We start from the raw sequence: 15,135 nt of genomic DNA on the forward strand, positions 1-15,135 counted from the left end.
GATGCCCTCTCTAACCGTACATGGGATCAAGGTTCCCGTCGAACCGCAGGATGTTTCGCCGGTAATCTGGCGAGCGCTTCAAAGCCAGAGCTATGAAGCAAAGGAAGCGAAGTGGATCTTCAGGGCGGTCAAGGCGCGCGATCGCGTACTGGAGCTAGGGTCGGGTATCGGCATCATCACCGCACTGATCGCAAAAATCCCCGGCGTTCAGGTGTGGGCTTTTGAAGCAAATCCTGCAACAGCGGAACTAGCCAAGCGCGTGATAGCTGCCAACGATCTCGACAATGTCACATATTCTCAGGGTATCCTCACAGCAGGTCCGCCGCGGTCCTTCACCTTCTACGTTCGCCGCGACCTTTGGATGTCTTCCACGGACAAAGACCAGGGACCGTATGAGCGCGAACTTTCGATCGTCTCGGGCGACGTCGATCGGTTCATCACCGATCATCGAATAAACGCCCTCGTCATGGATATTGAAGGTGCCGAGAAAGAACTTCTGCAGGATGCCGAGTTGCCCGGCGTCGAGCGCATCTTTCTTGAGCTGCACGACCATCTCTATGGCCTTGACGGCATCCGCAACATCACGCTTGCGCTCGCAGAAAAGGGATTTGCCTACGATCCGCGGGGCTCCCGAGGACCTTGCGTGCTCTTCGCCAAGAACGATGGACCCCGCGAATACGAGGATATGGAAGATGTTGCGTAACGCTCTCGCCGCGCTATTTGCCATGGCCCTACCGCTCGCCAGCGCCGCCGAGGAAATTCCCCTCGATCCCAACCAAGTGTCGGTTCAAGACGCCAGCGGAAAGACCGTCGCGGTCTTTTCGGTAAAGCAGCTGCGGGCAGACTTTCCACAACAGACCTATGACACGCGTACCCCCTGGACGAGCGACAATGAGAAAATTGAATATCGTGGGCCGCTGCTTGCAAACGTGCTTGCCAAGGCTGGAATTGCCGCCGCGCAGGCGGTGAAAGTTGTCGCCTATGACAACTTCGTTTCCGATATTCGTATGGACGAAATCCAGTCTTACAATCCGATCCTGGCAGTCGAGCGTCGTTGCAACGAGAACGACAAGGCCAGCTCGCTCTGCTCGTCAGGCCAGGAGTTCCGCCCGATCAGCATGGTTGAGAAAGGGCCCATCTTCATTGTTTGGCCCTTCGACCAGTTGCCCGCTTCCTACGTTCCCGCAAGAAACTCAATCTGGGTGTTTTTCCCAGTCATCCTACGCGCCACGCAATGAAGTTCTACAACGGCCGTTTGCTCGCTGTTCTGCCGTATCTCGGTATGGCTGCAGCCCTTGGCCTGAGTGCGTGGACATTCATCCAATCCGACCGCTATCGCCAGGAGACGGATGCCATCCTCAATCAGACCTTCGAGATTCAGTGGCGCGCGGCACAGATTCGCGAGCGCCTTATACGGGTCTATGGCTATCTTCGCATTGCCGACGCGACGGGCAAGCTTGATGCGGACATCGATCGGCAAATGGCGCTGGTGAGTGTCAACGTCGCCCAGCTGGAAAACCTGCCCTATCTGAACCGCTTTTTTCCCGATCATGACGCCGAACTCCTAGGCGGGGTTCGCCTGACCCTCGAGCAGAAAATCGCCCCCCTTGTGTCGGCGCGCAAGAACTACACACAAGCCATTGCCGACATGACCAAGCTCGAACAGTCAATTTACGAGATCTCCAGCTCCACCGTTGATCACAGCGCCACGTTGCAGCAGACCGCCAACATCGACATTGCGGCCTCGCGCAACTGGTTCATCTTCGCCATAGCGCTTGGCCTCGGTGCCACCTTCTATCTCGTTATCCATCAGCGCTATTCCTCGGCCAATCGCCGTGACCAGCATATGCGCTCGTTCGCGTCGCTGTTTGCGCATATGACCCGATCGCGTGTTACAGCCTTGCGTCTTTTCCTTGAGCACGCACAGCCAGACAAGCAGCCGAGTGGTGAAATGCTTGACGCTGCGCGCGGTGCTGCCAACGAACTGGAATCGATCACCAACAGCGTGCTTCAGATCGCCTATGCACCACAAGATTCCAGCACCGTGGCGCTCGGCCAACTGCTTGAGGATCTCACGCGCGATCGCAGCAGTTTCGTGCAAGTTCGGGTCGATACTGAAGCGCGTCTGCATCCTGTGCCGGCGGCGCCCTTCCGGCTGGTGGTCAATGAGCTGATCGAAAACGCTCTGGCCGCGTTTTCCAGCGCCAGAACCGCACGAGTACTCATCTCCGCGACACTCAAACGACAACCATTCCTCCCCCGCAGTTATCTCGTGCTAGAAGTGGCCGACAAGGGCGCAGGCATGCCACCTGCAATCGTTGCAAAGGCAACTACCCCTTTCTTTTCAACGCGAGCTGGAAATCATACTGGCCTTGGACTGACCGCATGTTCCCAGATGGTCTCGACGCTAAACGGAAAGCTCGTCATCCATAGCGCCCAAGGTGTCGGTACAACCGTGCAGGTCAGGATTCCTGTGCGTTCCACCGCAGCTACATTTTGGCAATCGTCCTCAGGTGCCAGCTGAAAAAAGGTAGAGGGCGCGGGTGGATCGCAAAGAGCTCTGCTCCATTTTCACTTGAAGCGCAGGGGCATGCGCTACCATCGCGAAAACCTGCCGAGCATTCGTCTGGGCCAGCCTAGCCGATGATGACCCTGGCAGCTTACGGCTCTCTGAAATGAGGATCTACGACTCCGGCTGCGTCAGAAGCAGGTGGTCAGTTGTTGGGGGAATTTTGTCGGAAAAGAGGAAGGTCGCTGGATCAAGTTTCAACGCCTTGGCGATCGCGGCAATCGTGTCGACGCTGATGTTGCCGCTCGCGCGTTCCAACTTCATGTATGTCGCCTCCGCCACGCCGATGAGCTCAGCCATCTCATAGCGGTGCAAAGTACGTCGTTGTCGCTCAATATCGATGATCTGCGCCAGACGCTTGCGGATCGCATTGTCGTCCAACTGATGCGCCCAATCCGGAACCTTCTTCCCGCCGGCGAGCAGTCCTGCAAAAGACACTTGCAAACCGCTTGCCATGATCTGCAGCGTCGTCAGCGTGACATTGTTTTTCTGACGCACGGTCTGGATGTAAGTTCGATAGGCCAGTTTTTCGCCCTCGGCGGTCCGAAACAGCTCGGCCATGTGCATATGGGAGAGACCACGTCTGGCTCTCTCCCGCTCAAGCGTCAGGGCAATGTTGGCGCGCAACGGGTTGTTGACCACGCCCGTATCGTCTCGTTTCATAAATCGATGTAGTCGCACAAACCTGCCTTTTCGATCTGTCTTTTTTCGCGCGGATCATCCATAGTAAACTGTCAAATCTGCAGCGAGGAAAAGGCTATGACCATACTCAAATTCCTACTTGGGGGTGCCGTCGCCATCGCGGGCGCCGCAGCTCTTCCATCCCAATCAAAAGCGTCGGAATGGGGCTGTCAGGTTCTCCTATGTCTTTCCGGCGACTGGCAAGGCACCCCCTCGTGCCACCCGCCAATTTACAAGTTGATTGCGGCGATGGAAGCCCCGGGTTTTAATTGGCCGACCTGTCCGCAAGCCAACTCCAGCGCGGCGAGATATGAGAAGTATGAGGATTGTCCGTCTGGCTGGCAAGCAGTTGGCAGCGCCGAATCTGATCGGCCGGGCTTAGGTCAAGAACGGAATATCTGCCGCATCGCGGCCGATAGGCTCTCCCTGCCCGTTGTTTTCAAAAACAACGCCCTCGGCGGGCATCATGGAGACGGATCACGTCCGGTCCAAATCGAAATCGACGGTAAGGTGGTTGCGGCAACAATCCAGACCGCGGGAAACGATCGAGGGCATTCCCTTGGTAATGACCCGACCTACTACACCATCCCTCGACCGCTGCGCGGAAAGCCCTGGTTCATCGAGTATGATGACGCGAACGGCGTGCGCCAGAAAAGCTGGTTCAATCTCAACATGCCATGAGCCAGGTGATCACGCAGGACGAGGTACTATGAGGGTGACAATTCAGGGTGGTTTGTAGTGTTCAAGGTGCTTCTCCTGTCCACTGTGATTTTCAATATAGGCGCTGTGTTGACAGAGGCTGGTCAGAGCGACAAGCCGCGATCAAACGTGGACAATCCTATGTGGCCCGCTTCACTAAAATGGGACTGCAACACAGCTGCCAAAATCGTATGCGAGCGTGATGGCGGTTGCTCGGTGGCTGAGGACCACACTGGATTTGTGCTGAACTACGGCAGCAACGAAGCTGAGTTTCCGGCCAGCAATGTCAGGATCAAACGGCACTATCAACAGACCGTGCAGGGGAGCCCTTTGCAGCAGGAAGTTAAAGTTGAATTGGCCGACAATCGCGTTCTTTGGCTGACGGCCGTGGATGCCAGCCGCACTTATTCGCAAGCGTGGGTCGGCGCACTGAGCGAGTTGAAGGGTGGCGCGGTTCTGATGGAATCCGAGGGGGTCTATTGCATGCCGCACAAGTGAGTGCACCGAGAGGGAGGCGAACCAAGGACGAAATGGCTGACCTGGAACGCCTGCCCGACTGCTCAGAAGAGTTGAGAGATTTAATCAAAAAGGACGGGTGAAGCCTTAAGTAGCGCCTGTCTGTCAAAACAACACATCGAGTAGGCGTTACTGTTAGGAGCTGAGGGCTATCGGCCCTTGACAAGTGTCATTAAAGCCTACTAAGCTGTTTCTTTACTTTTAAAGTGCGAAAAATATTTGAAAGTCGCATAATCTATCTTATGGAATTATATAACCATATGAAGTAACGTTGCTAATTTCAAACGCTTGCTAGTCGAAAACGTCGCCGTAGAGGCGTTTAGGACGCACATTAAGCTGTGTAGCTGGAACAACGTTGAGGCGATCACTTGATAAGCATTAGCCAAAGGGTGCTCGGGTCGACAGCGCTTACTCAATTCCATGTTATCATTGGAGCTCCGAGTCATTCAGAACTTCAGGAGACGGCGCGCTTGGTTGAGCAAAGCCAAACGACGCCGCGTTCAATCGTCATTCCGAACCGCGTCCCGATAATCGGAATAGCGACTTCTCGCGTGATCTGGCGTGCAAGCTTTACAGGAACCTTCTCCAGCACCATGGAAAAGGCTCCGGACCCGCGACTGCGGCAGCATCGCGCCTTATCCAGTCGGCATCATCGCCCCGCCCCTGCACCCGATAGCCACCGAATGTGCTCACCGCCCACGGCATCAGCCCAAAATTCTCCATAACTGGGATGCCGCGAGCGGAAAGAAAGCGGATCGTGACAGCCATGCTCTCGCCGCCCTCGAGCTCACGGCCGCGCAGCGAGTCTCCGTCGTCAATCGCGCAGCTTGCGGAAGGCCTGCTCTGGCCCCTCCTCGTACGAGACGAATGGCATGTCGACGATCATAAGTGCTCGCTCAAGTCCTTCCCATGCATCATTATCATGTCGAGCGTGACGCCGAGTGTCGAGCACAGGACTTGTAGCGCCATGCCGAACTTTCGCCTAGGAGGGCGACGTCACAATCCCGGTCGAAGAGGCTCGCCATTGGCGCAGTGTGAGCTGTGAGACAAACCACCGGCGCCGCTCCTTTTCGGGCGATCACGTCCGGTGGTGTTATGGATCTCGCCTTTCCAATGACGCTCACTGGCAACTCGCACCTATGTTGACGGAAACAATGGTCGCCGGGGCAGCCGCTGCGTCATGTAGGGCTTGTCCCGCCGATCGAGATAGACGGATGGGCCTTCTCCGGCCTTGGTAATTTACTATGCTCCTTGAGCATTGCTTTGAGCGCCTGAAGCGATACCTCCGGCAGGGCATCAGCTATGGGCCGCTCTCCTGCGTACAACCTTACATGCAAGAGCCTCACCTCATAATATGAACATGTCTCATTTTTATCGTTATTCAAAACTAACAATAAGTGCATCCTTTTCGAATCATAGCTCAGCAGCTGCGCCGACACTTTAACAGTATCTCCGATACGTAGTTCTTTAAGATATGAAGTATGTGTTTCTATCGTATATATAGTTCGATCCGTATTATTGAGATAGTCTTCATCGATACCTATAGATTCAAGTAACGCCTCAAGCGCTTGATTGAACACCGTGGCGTAGGCAAAGCTCCCCATGTGCCCATTATGATCTATCCATTCCTGTTTCACGGGAACGCTAAGGACAGTTGGTAGCGAAGTCATAAAACTCTCCAAGAGTGATAGCGAAACCACGAGCCGGTCGCAAAAATAGCCGCAGTGACGGCGCGGATACCTTCCGACTCGGGCCAACATTTTTTTACAGCGGGAGCCGTTCAATCGGCAATAGATCGCGACGGGCGTCTAGCTCAAATGCCGAACGGCCGGTCGCATAAGTTACAGCCTTTCATCATGCGCGGGCACAGCTCGTCGGTCAGTTCTGGGCCCTCCAGTTTCGTCATCGGCGTCTTTTCTATCGAGATTCGTTGTGCTGGATATATAATCACCCTTATCTACGTGTTTTCGCCGGTCATGGCGGTGCGATCGAAAATTCCTCCGCCTTCGCAGCAGGACTTTTTGGCGCATCGGCGCGGTCGAGAGGGTCTCATCGTCGAAAAATCCTGCAGGGTGATATGACAATTGATAATATAATGCGTCACCTTTATCAACGAACCGATGCGGCTTAGGGCCCCGGCGGCTGCCACAGTATCTGGACATTTGCTGGATTTAACGCAGCGAACGCTAATTGCGCTATTCGTGAACGTGAACCGCATATCAACCCACGTCGATAACCACATGGAGATTAGGATGATATTGCCCCGATCTTCCAGGGCTACGCCACTCATAGTTGCGGCGAAGCCAAAAGCGTTCAAATCGGATGTTAAACCGGACTGATACCGGACTGATGGAGAGATCAATGCTGCCCCTACAAAATATCCTGACCACCGTCGTTAAGCATGAATGGGTAGATTACAACGGACATATGGGCGATTTCGCCTACCCTATCGCGTTCAATGTTGCCCTCGAAATTTTTCTGGATAAAATCGGGCTAGGCTCTGCATACCGTGAGGAAAATAATTGCACAGTTTATACGTTGGAATCTCACACGTCATTCCTCAGGGAACTTCATATGCGCGATGAGATAACTATATCTGGAAATGTTATTGACTACGATTCGCGGAGAATACACGCAATATTTTCGATGCATAATAAAGATTCAGAAATTTGCGCATACTACGAGCTGATGCTTATGCACATGAAACGATTGGAAGGACAGAAGCCATCCGGTGAACCGATTCCGACAAACGCCTTACTGGAACTTCAGAACATTTCGGCGATGTACCATGACACGCCTCGGCCGGAGCGGGCGAACGCATCGATTTCAATACGAAGGTCCTAAGCCACGAGTCAGCGAAGCAGCCTAGGGCATTGGACACCAAGCAAGCCTAAGAATGCGCCGTTATAGTGCACGACGTCCCGTCGCCTCTCCAGTCGGAGACGCGACGCAGGGGACCGCCAATAAGACCGCCTTGACCGAAGCGAGGGATGGCAATGACCGGTGGAGCGGTATGGCCTTGGCACGTTGCCTTCTGCACCTTGTGGCAACGTGTTGTCCCACCGGCATCCGCAATATCGGCCTGATCTGCGTCACCAAGTTGGACTCATTGCCGGCAGCCCAATTAAGCGGCGTTCAGGCCTTCGAGCACAGATGGGTCCCGGGAACTATATGTCCCTCTCGCACGAAAGTCGAAGCCTAGGATTGCCTTGGCAGCATCCGGTCCACTCTAAGACGGTCAACTGGCACCGCAGTCAATCTGTGCGGCAACAACAACACAGATTCCTGGGTTGCTCGAGCCGTGTTTCTGAAGCTTCCTGACCTAGCCAGAAACCCGCTCCCGCGTTCCGCAGTGACATGGAGGCAGTGACATGGAGAGAGAAAGATCTGGCCTTTTGAACGCGGCCTCATTAGATAGTTTTCGAACAATCGCTGACATGAGGCAACGGATGACGGTCGACCTTGAGCGCTACACCGTGATTTTCACCGCGCTGAGTGAAGCTACGCGGTTGCAGATGATTCAGATGATCGACGAAGCCGGCGAGATGCCGTGCACTGCGCTCATTGACAGACTTGCTGTTGCAAAGTCAACCGTCTCCTACCATGTTAAGATCCTCGCCCATGCAAAGCTGATTTCGGTGCGCAAACAGGGCCGCAACTACTTCTACACACCGCGCCGCGATGTGCTAGACGAGGTTATGCCTGGGCTTCGCCGGCGGCTTGCCTCCTCCGTTCCGTCGAGCGAGCAGCAGTCCCCCAATCCGAGCCCTGACCGCCCGGCTGCAACGGCAGCTTGAACAAATCTCGCCCGACGGCATTCTGACTAGCGAGGATTGGTCAGGACGATGCACCAAGACCGGGCTTAGCTGCGCCAACGAGGATTGTCGTGTTCCCCGGTGGGAGTTTGCCGTTCATCATATCCTGGTGGGCCTTGCCGACCTGCTCGAAGTCGCGAACCTCACCGAGGCAGGGATCGATTCGCCCGCTGCGGACCAACTCGTTGTAGGCTTTCGACTGCCCCTCGTTCGAGCCGTGTGAGCCCTGAAGGCGCTTCTGACGCACCCAGTGGTACCGCAAATCCACCACTGCCGAGTAGCCCGTCGTACCGGCACAGATGACGACCATGCCGGCAGTATCACAACAGAAGATCGAGGTCGGGATTGTATCCTCGCCAGGATGCTCGACGATGATGCGCGGGCTGCGCCGTTCGCCGAGAATATCCCAAATCTTCTTGCCAAAGGCCCGCGCTTGCGAGGTCCACGCCTTCTGAGCAGCGTCATCTGTCCAGTGCGGCGGCTGCCCCAATGTGTGAATTCGCGGCGATCAATATAGCCAACTGCGCCCAGTGACTTGCAATATTCCCCCTTGTCTTCGCCAGAGACAACGGCAACCGGAAGAGCGCCCGCTTCACGCGCAATTTGGATGGCTTGCGAGCCGACACCGCCGGAGCCGCCCCAGACTAATACGACGTCGTTTTTGTCGACAGCGTGCTCCTTCCAGCCATGCAGCATCCGGAAGGCGGTAGCACCGACAAGTGTGGGTGCCGCCGCTTGTTCCCAAGTTAGGTGGTTAGCCTTAGGCATAACCTGGTGGTCATAAGCGATGCAAAACTGGCCGAACGAACCGAAGTTGGTGTTGTAGCCCCAGATTTGCGCACTTGCGGCCAACATGGGGTCTTTGCCTGCCTTCACATGTGGGTCGTTGGGGGCCCAGCTTCCAGGAGCTACCACTACTTCGTCGCCTACCTTTATTTTCGAGACCTTGGAGCCAATAGCATAAACGATGCCCGATGCGTCGCTGCCGCCGATATGAAAGCCATGTGGCGATCCCTGCCCTTGCCGCACAGCGATCACATCAATCGGCACTCCTTGGCCGCCCAAACGTTGTTGAAGTTGAGGCCGGCTGCCATCACAGCAATAAGTACCTCATGGTCACCAGGGGTGGGAACATCGATCTCCTCAACCTTAAACGCATCGACCGGGTCGCCTAAGCGGCTGGATCGAATCGTTTGCGCGTACATGCGCTTGGGGATTTCCCCAATGGGTGGCAAGGACCCAATCGGCACAATGTCTACCATTTTAAACAACTCCAGAGTGTGTTTGGAATATTCACGCCCGCGCTGGAAAGCGCGCCATTGCAGTGATTAAGCAAAGTGGCCGCCCCCACGCAGGCTCTTGGCGGCAACGGACTCGCAGAGCGCCTTCTCCGGTGCACGTACGCGCCAAACATGGACACGGGGCAGCGTCGAATTCGTCCCGCAGTCCACCCGTTCTTTGGCCAGTGATGTTAGACTGTCATGAAGGATCTCCATAGTTACCATCTCTGCTCTCCCCTAGACTGTGGTCACGGGTATCAGTCATTCGATCACCCACCGTGAGTTTCTAGTAAGCCCCTCTCGCAGCCGTATCCGTCCTTAGAGGCCTTGCGAGTTGAGTTTGATAGTCGTAAAATAATCAAACTATTCTGGCAAGCGTCATTCGTAGTGGTGGATCGCCGATTTATCGAGCCGCAAGCCGGATCGCGCACGAAAAGGGTCTGTTGAATGGATTGGAGAACACTGGCCGCCCATGAGGTCAAGGCAGATCCCGACACGCTTATCTGGCGCACGCCGGAAGGCATCGCACTCAAACCTCTCTACACAGCACAGGATCTCGAGGGAAACGACCATCTCGGCGGCTCGCCGGGGCAAAAACCGTTCCTGCGCGGGCCGCGCGCAACCATGTATGCCGGCCGCCCATGGACGATTCGCCAATATGCCGGCTTCTCGACTGCGGAGGTTTCCAACGCCTTCTACCGCAAGGCGCTTGGCGCCGGCCAGCAAGGCGTGTCGGTGGCCTTCGACCTTGCCACTCATCGCGGCTATGACAGCGACCATCCCCGCGTCGAGGGCGATGTCGGCAAGGCGGGCGTGGCGATCGATTCCGTCGAGGACATGAAGATCCTGTTCGACGGCATCCCGCTCGACAAGATATCGGTGTCGATGACCATGAATGGTGCGGTGATTCCGATCCTCGCCAGTTTCATCGTTGCGGGCGAGGAGCAGGGCGTGCCCCGCGCGCAACTCTCAGGCACGATCCAGAATGACATTCTCAAGGAGTTCATGGTTCGCAACACCTACATCTACCCGCCGGAGCCCTCGATGCGCATCGTCGCCGACGTCATTGAATACACGGCGAGGGAGATGCCCAGATTCAACTCGATCTCGATTTCCGGCTACCACATGCAGGAGGCCGGGGCGACGCTGGTGCAGGAACTCGCCTTCACGCTGGCCGACGGGCGCGAATATGTCCGCGCTGCGCTGCAGAAAGGCCTGGATGTCGACGACTTCGCAGGCCGGCTGTCCTTCTTCTTCGCGATCGGCATGAACTTCTTCATGGAGGCGGCCAAGCTGCGCGCAGCGCGGCTGCTGTGGACGCGCATCATGGAAGAGTTCCAGCCCAAGAAGGCCTCGTCGCTGATGCTGCGCACGCACTGTCGGACATCCGGCGTGTCGCTGCAGGAGCAGGATCCCTACAACAACATCGTGCGAACCGCCTTCGAGGCGATGAGCGCGGTGCTTGGCGGCACGCAGAGCCTGCACACCAATTCCTTCGACGAGGCGATCGCGCTGCCGACCGAGTTCTCAGCTCGCATTGCACGCAACACGCAGTTGATCCTGCAGCATGAGACGGGCGTGACGAAGGTGGTCGATCCGCTGGCAGGCTCTTATTATGTCGAGAGCCTGACCAAAGAGCTCGCCGACGCCGCCTGGGCGATGATCGAGGACGTCGAGGCCATGGGCGGCATGACCAAGGCCGTCCATGACGGACTGCCCAAGCGCATGATCGAGGAAGCCGCGACCCGCAAACAAGCGGCGATCGACCGCGCCGACGAGGTGATCGTCGGCGTCAACCGGTACAGGCTCGAAGAGGAAGCGCAACTCGACATCCTCGACATCGACAACAAGGCGGTGCGGACCGCACAGATCGCACGCATCGAAACGATCAGGCGCCAGCGAGATCCCGCAAGGGTCGCAAAGGTACTTGCCGCGCTGGGTCAGGTCGCCCGCTCTGGCGAGGGCAATATCTTGGCGACAGCCGTCGAGGCTGCCAGGGCCCGCGCAACGGTCGGCGAGATATCGGATGCGCTGCGCAAGGTCTTCGGCGACCATGCCGCGACCCCGAACGTAGTGCGCAAGGTCTATGATGCTGCCTACCGTGGTGAGCCGGAATACGAGATGCTGGTGAAACGCCTCGCAGCCCTGCGGGCCGACCGGGGAGAAGCGCCCAGGATATTGGTGGCCAAGCTCGGACAGGACGGCCATGACCGCGGAGCCAAGGTCATCGCCTCGGCCTTTGGGGACGTCGGGTTCGATGTGATTGCTGGGCCGCTGTTCCAGACGCCGCAGGAAGCGGCGGACCTTGCGGCGACGCGGAAGGTCCATGTGGTCGGCTTGTCCTCACTGGCGGCCGGCCATAAGACCCTGGCGCCCCAACTGGTCGAGGCGCTCAAGGCAAATGGTGCTTCGGACGTAATCGTGGTGGCCGGCGGCGTCATCCCACGACAGGATTATCAGTTCCTGCTCGATCACGGCGTCGCCGCGGTCTTCGGTCCTGGCACCAATGTACTCGACGCCGCGCGCGCCGTGCTCGACCTGATAGAAGGCAAACGCCGGAATAACTAGGACCTCGAGGTGGCTTGGGAAACCATGCTTCGTCGAACTGTGCATACCTTCGGCTAAATTGAGGAAACGCTATTGCGTGCAGCAATTTCTATCCAAGTCGGTCCTTCCGACACTCTCCAGATCTGCGATATCGATCCACCGACCGCGAAAGCAGACGAGGTTGTTATCGAGGTCGCGGTGACTGCTCTCAATTTCATGGACACTCTAATTATCTGTGACCGCTACCAGGTGAAGCCATCGCGCCCATTTTCGCCAGGAGCTGAATGCGCTGGCTATATCGTGGAGGTTGGCAAGGCGATCACGGATTTTCGGGTGGGGGACCGCGTTTGTGCCTATGTGGGCCATGGCGCGGCGCGAGCGAGGGTCGCAATCAAAGAGTCGGCTCTCGTTCGGATACCCGATAACGTTACCATGGAACAGGCCGCCGCCGTTATCATCACCTACGGAACGGTTGTTTACGCATTCCGGGATCGTGCGTTTCTGTCAAAAGGAGAGACACTGGTAGTCACTGGCACATCCGGCGGCGTAGGAAGCGCCGCGATAGAGTTGGGTCAGCTGTTTGGGGCACGTGTGATCGCTTGTGCCAATGGCGACCACAAGATTGCTGAGCTCCGGGCACTAGGCATCGATCTGATCGTGGACCCTGATGGCGACAATGTGAAAGACGCCGTTCGCAGACTTACCAATGATGTCGGAGCGGATGTTGTGCTCGACGTTACGGGGGAAATCTCACCGAGCAGCTGGTTCGGGCCACCGCATGGGGCGGACGCTATCTAGTCGTAGGTTTCGCGGCGGGTCCGATACCGAAGCTCCCATTAAACCTCGTCATGCTGAAGTCGATAGACGTTATCGGAATCCATTGGAGCGCTTGGGCCCACCGCGATCGCCCAGGTTACCGGCGATTGACCGAGTGGCTCCTGGCACAGGTCGCCGATGGGCTTCTGTCGCCTCGCATTGACGCCCGCTATCCGTTGGAGCGGATCAGCGATGCCCTATCATCTATTGAGCGCCGCAACGTGAAGGGGAAAGTCGTGATCACCTTCTAATGCCTTGATCTATGCTCCGATTTCCCGACAGACGATTAACGGTACAGTCTAGCCGGACGCGACTTCTCAGCCCCAAAACGCGGGTGTTCCGAGCTCAATCCTCCGGCGGTAGCGCTCCTTTGATGTTCCGAAGTATCAGGTCCGCGCTAACGGTTCGGGGATCTTGCCGTACCCTCAAATATTAGGCGTGAAAACGACGTGTCCAAAAGTTCGCTTAGAGTTCCGGGGCGCGGGCCCGGTCTCAGAAACGTCTCAACTAGATTTAGTTTCTAAGGTGATTGGTCAAAAATTGACGGAATCTCTCCGACTTTGGATTTCTAAAAATTTCAAAAGGCGCCCCATCGTCTTCGACCAGCCCACGATGCAGAAAAATGACCCGATTAGAGACATCTCGCGCGAAGTTCATCTCATGTGTCACGATCAGCATAGTTCGGCCCTCTTCGGCGAGGTTTCTTATGACGCGGAGTACCTCTCCAACCAACTCTGGATCAAGTGCGGATGTCGGTTCGTCGAAAAGCATAACCTTCGGTTGCATCGCCAAAGCGCGTGCGATCGCGGCGCGTTGCTGCTGGCCCCCAGACAGATGAGCAGGATAATGGTTGCGTTTATCGGCGATACCGACCTTATTAAGTAATTCCTCAGCTTCGGGGACGACGCTGGCCCGGGAACGTTTCTGCACGTGTATCGGGCCCTCGATAACATTCTCGAGTACGGTCATGTGTGACCATAGATTGAAGCTCTGGAAGACCATTCCCAAGCTGGACCGGATCCGATCGACTTGCCTAACGTCAGCCGCTCGCATCTTGCCGTCCCGCCCCTTTCTTAGGCCTATGGTTTCACCCGCGATGCGAACCACGCCGCTGTCTGGCACATCCAGCATACTTATGCAGCGCAGCATAGTCGACTTTCCCGACCCAGATGCGCCTAACACGGAAATAACTTCTCCCTTGCGAGCACCCAGTGACACCCCTTTAAGAACATCCAAGTGTCCGTAACTTTTCCTGAGTTCCTCCACTTCGACTATGAGGGACGCATGTAAATCGTTCATCCGTGTTACTCCGCCCATATCATGACCGCATACCAATGTCGCTCACTGGGATAAACCGACCGGGCTAACCCTAAGGTGGGTGGGAGCTTGGCCAGCATTCAATAGAAAGAATAGACCTTGTTATAAGGAAGTCTATCGGGAGATATATCGACGCAGCGCAAACGAAGACCTCGATCACTCGACGTGTTTCTGATATTGACCTGCCAGCGATGCCGGTCGCTTTCATCAATCTCACGATTGACGCAAGTGACGTCGACTTAACGATGCCAATGATCTCGTTGGAATACGCGCGCAGCGCCTGCCGGGTCGCAACGGGAAGTATGATCATGAACTTTGCCATGCCACATGCCCGCGCGACTTCAACCGCTCCGACAAGAACTGCGTCCAACCCTCCCCAAACGATCTCGCCTCATATGCAGCTGTATTAGGCGTGAATGCAAGCACTGCGCACAGATATGGGGACGCAAAAAGGACCTAGCCACGCTTTCTGGGATTCCGGAGAAGGTATCTCGACCGCAAAGCCTGCGGCGCAATGATGCGTCGAAACACCGCAAAGCGGTGCATGCCTATGCTTCGAGTCGTTTCAAGTTCCCCTCGCGAAATCGCCAGGAACGCACCAGGAAACACCTCCGCTTGATGGGCTGCAGAAACGACTGCTATCGCCACTATACCTGTCGCGAACACCGGTAATCCTATGAACCAGGAGTAGCCGAATAGTGCTGCAACCACTCCTGAAAGCATACTGCCGCCAATGTAAAACAGATATATGATAAACAAATCAGGTATCCCGCACAGGCCAGTCGTGTAACAGTCTGGTAGGATACTGCCCCAAGCTTCATGCGACAGTCTACCCCATGTGCTCAGAGACCGAAGCATTGCTCCCACTCCGAGTGAGATAAGTGAGACGGCAAGG

13 protein-coding genes and 2 pseudogenes are annotated in these 15,135 nt (G+C 56.2%); 10 read left to right on the forward strand and 5 right to left on the reverse strand.

Annotation, left to right across the window (positions count from 1 at the left end; translation table 11 throughout):
• The first annotated feature begins 1 nt into the window (after position 1).
• From ACVDG8_RS36980 to ACVDG8_RS36990, 3 genes are read left to right on the forward strand one after another with little or no spacing between them, the layout of a single operon-like run.
• A complete protein-coding gene (locus ACVDG8_RS36980) occupies positions 2–703 on the forward strand; it encodes an FkbM family methyltransferase (protein ID WP_447250676.1) in 702 nt (233 codons plus the stop codon).
• On the forward strand, positions 693–1,238 hold the full coding sequence (locus ACVDG8_RS36985) for a hypothetical protein (protein WP_447250573.1): 546 nt from the start codon (positions 693–695) through the stop codon (positions 1,236–1,238). The genes ACVDG8_RS36980 and ACVDG8_RS36985 overlap by 11 nt, the downstream gene beginning before the upstream one ends.
• Positions 1,235–2,524 carry a sensor histidine kinase gene (locus ACVDG8_RS36990; protein WP_455707901.1) on the forward strand — a complete coding sequence of 430 codons (1,290 nt, stop codon included), beginning with the start codon at positions 1,235–1,237 and terminating at the stop codon, positions 2,522–2,524. Before ACVDG8_RS36985 ends, ACVDG8_RS36990 begins: the two co-directional genes overlap by 4 nt.
• A 159-nt stretch (positions 2,525–2,683) precedes the next feature.
• On the opposite strand, the gene ACVDG8_RS36995 is transcribed toward ACVDG8_RS36990, so the two are convergent.
• On the reverse strand, positions 2,684–3,211 hold the full coding sequence (locus ACVDG8_RS36995; RefSeq protein WP_447250575.1) for a helix-turn-helix domain-containing protein: 528 nt from the start codon (positions 3,209–3,211) through the stop codon (positions 2,684–2,686).
• Between the two features lie 117 nt (positions 3,212–3,328).
• On the opposite strand from ACVDG8_RS36995, the gene ACVDG8_RS37000 reads away from it, so the two are divergent.
• Together ACVDG8_RS37000 and ACVDG8_RS37005 are read left to right on the forward strand one after the other, a co-directional pair.
• The gene (locus ACVDG8_RS37000; RefSeq protein WP_455707902.1) at positions 3,329–3,931 is read left to right on the forward strand and encodes a hypothetical protein; all 603 of its coding nucleotides are present in this window, start codon (positions 3,329–3,331) and stop codon (positions 3,929–3,931) included.
• Positions 3,932–3,988: 57 nt separating this feature from the next.
• A complete protein-coding gene (locus ACVDG8_RS37005; RefSeq protein ID WP_447250576.1) occupies positions 3,989–4,447 on the forward strand; it encodes a hypothetical protein in 459 nt (152 codons plus the stop codon).
• 541 nt (positions 4,448–4,988) lie between these two features.
• Here ACVDG8_RS37005 and ACVDG8_RS37010 read toward each other — a convergent pair.
• Positions 4,989–5,589, reverse strand: a pseudogene (locus ACVDG8_RS37010) (3-methyl-2-oxobutanoate hydroxymethyltransferase); the annotation flags it as partial.
• A gap of 54 nt (positions 5,590–5,643) precedes the next feature.
• Positions 5,644–6,135 (reverse strand): thioesterase family protein, encoded by a 492-nt coding sequence (locus tag ACVDG8_RS37015; protein ID WP_447250577.1) that lies wholly within the window; start codon positions 6,133–6,135, stop codon positions 5,644–5,646.
• Between the two features lie 691 nt (positions 6,136–6,826).
• Here ACVDG8_RS37015 and ACVDG8_RS37020 point away from each other — a divergent pair.
• The gene (locus ACVDG8_RS37020) at positions 6,827–7,309 is read left to right on the forward strand and encodes a thioesterase family protein (protein ID WP_447250578.1); all 483 of its coding nucleotides are present in this window, start codon (positions 6,827–6,829) and stop codon (positions 7,307–7,309) included.
• A 605-nt stretch (positions 7,310–7,914) separates the two neighbouring features.
• Positions 7,915–8,262, forward strand: a complete 348-nt coding sequence (locus ACVDG8_RS37025; RefSeq protein ID WP_447250579.1) for an ArsR/SmtB family transcription factor — start codon at positions 7,915–7,917, stop codon at positions 8,260–8,262.
• 40 nt (positions 8,263–8,302) lie between these two features.
• On the opposite strand, the pseudogene ccrA reads toward ACVDG8_RS37025, so the two are convergent.
• Positions 8,303–9,542 (reverse strand): annotated as a pseudogene (gene ccrA, locus ACVDG8_RS37030) (crotonyl-CoA carboxylase/reductase).
• Between the two features lie 465 nt (positions 9,543–10,007).
• On the opposite strand from ccrA, the gene scpA reads away from it, so the two are divergent.
• The 3 genes from scpA to ACVDG8_RS37045 all read left to right on the forward strand — a co-directional run bounded on the left by scpA (position 10,008) and on the right by ACVDG8_RS37045 (position 13,174).
• The gene (gene scpA / locus ACVDG8_RS37035) at positions 10,008–12,128 is read left to right on the forward strand and encodes a methylmalonyl-CoA mutase (protein ID WP_455707903.1); all 2,121 of its coding nucleotides are present in this window, start codon (positions 10,008–10,010) and stop codon (positions 12,126–12,128) included.
• A 72-nt stretch (positions 12,129–12,200) separates the two neighbouring features.
• Entirely contained in the window at positions 12,201–12,905 is a 705-nt protein-coding gene (locus tag ACVDG8_RS37040) for a zinc-binding dehydrogenase (RefSeq protein WP_455707904.1), read from the forward strand.
• Complete coding sequence (locus tag ACVDG8_RS37045; RefSeq protein WP_455707956.1) at positions 12,869–13,174, forward strand: zinc-binding dehydrogenase; 306 nt, start codon at positions 12,869–12,871, stop codon at positions 13,172–13,174. Before ACVDG8_RS37040 ends, ACVDG8_RS37045 begins: the two co-directional genes overlap by 37 nt.
• A 262-nt stretch (positions 13,175–13,436) precedes the next feature.
• Here the strand turns inward: ACVDG8_RS37045 and ACVDG8_RS37050 are convergent, their stop codons facing one another.
• Positions 13,437–14,222 carry an ABC transporter ATP-binding protein gene (locus tag ACVDG8_RS37050; RefSeq protein ID WP_447250583.1) on the reverse strand — a complete coding sequence of 262 codons (786 nt, stop codon included), beginning with the start codon at positions 14,220–14,222 and terminating at the stop codon, positions 13,437–13,439.
• Positions 14,223–15,135: the final 913 nt, after the last annotated feature.

This window comes from Mesorhizobium sp. ORM8.1 (assembly GCF_053005525.2).

Bases quoted from the DNA above. Each gene is read 5' to 3' on its own strand.
- ACVDG8_RS37025 (WP_447250579.1), top strand. From the start codon at position 7,915: ATGACGGTCGACCTTGAGCGCTACACCGTGATTTTCACCGCGCTGAGT.
- ACVDG8_RS37000 (WP_455707902.1), top strand. From the start codon at position 3,329: ATGACCATACTCAAATTCCTACTTGGGGGTGCCGTCGCCATCGCGGGC.
- ACVDG8_RS37015 (WP_447250577.1), bottom strand. From the start codon at position 6,135: ATGACTTCGCTACCAACTGTCCTTAGCGTTCCCGTGAAACAGGAATGG.
- ACVDG8_RS36985 (WP_447250573.1), top strand. From the start codon at position 693: ATGTTGCGTAACGCTCTCGCCGCGCTATTTGCCATGGCCCTACCGCTC.
- ACVDG8_RS37020 (WP_447250578.1), top strand. From the start codon at position 6,827: ATGCTGCCCCTACAAAATATCCTGACCACCGTCGTTAAGCATGAATGG.
- ACVDG8_RS37050 (WP_447250583.1), bottom strand. From the start codon at position 14,222: ATGAACGATTTACATGCGTCCCTCATAGTCGAAGTGGAGGAACTCAGG.
- ACVDG8_RS36990 (WP_455707901.1), top strand. From the start codon at position 1,235: ATGAAGTTCTACAACGGCCGTTTGCTCGCTGTTCTGCCGTATCTCGGT.
- ACVDG8_RS36980 (WP_447250676.1), top strand. From the start codon at position 2: ATGCCCTCTCTAACCGTACATGGGATCAAGGTTCCCGTCGAACCGCAG.
- scpA (WP_455707903.1), top strand. From the start codon at position 10,008: ATGGATTGGAGAACACTGGCCGCCCATGAGGTCAAGGCAGATCCCGAC.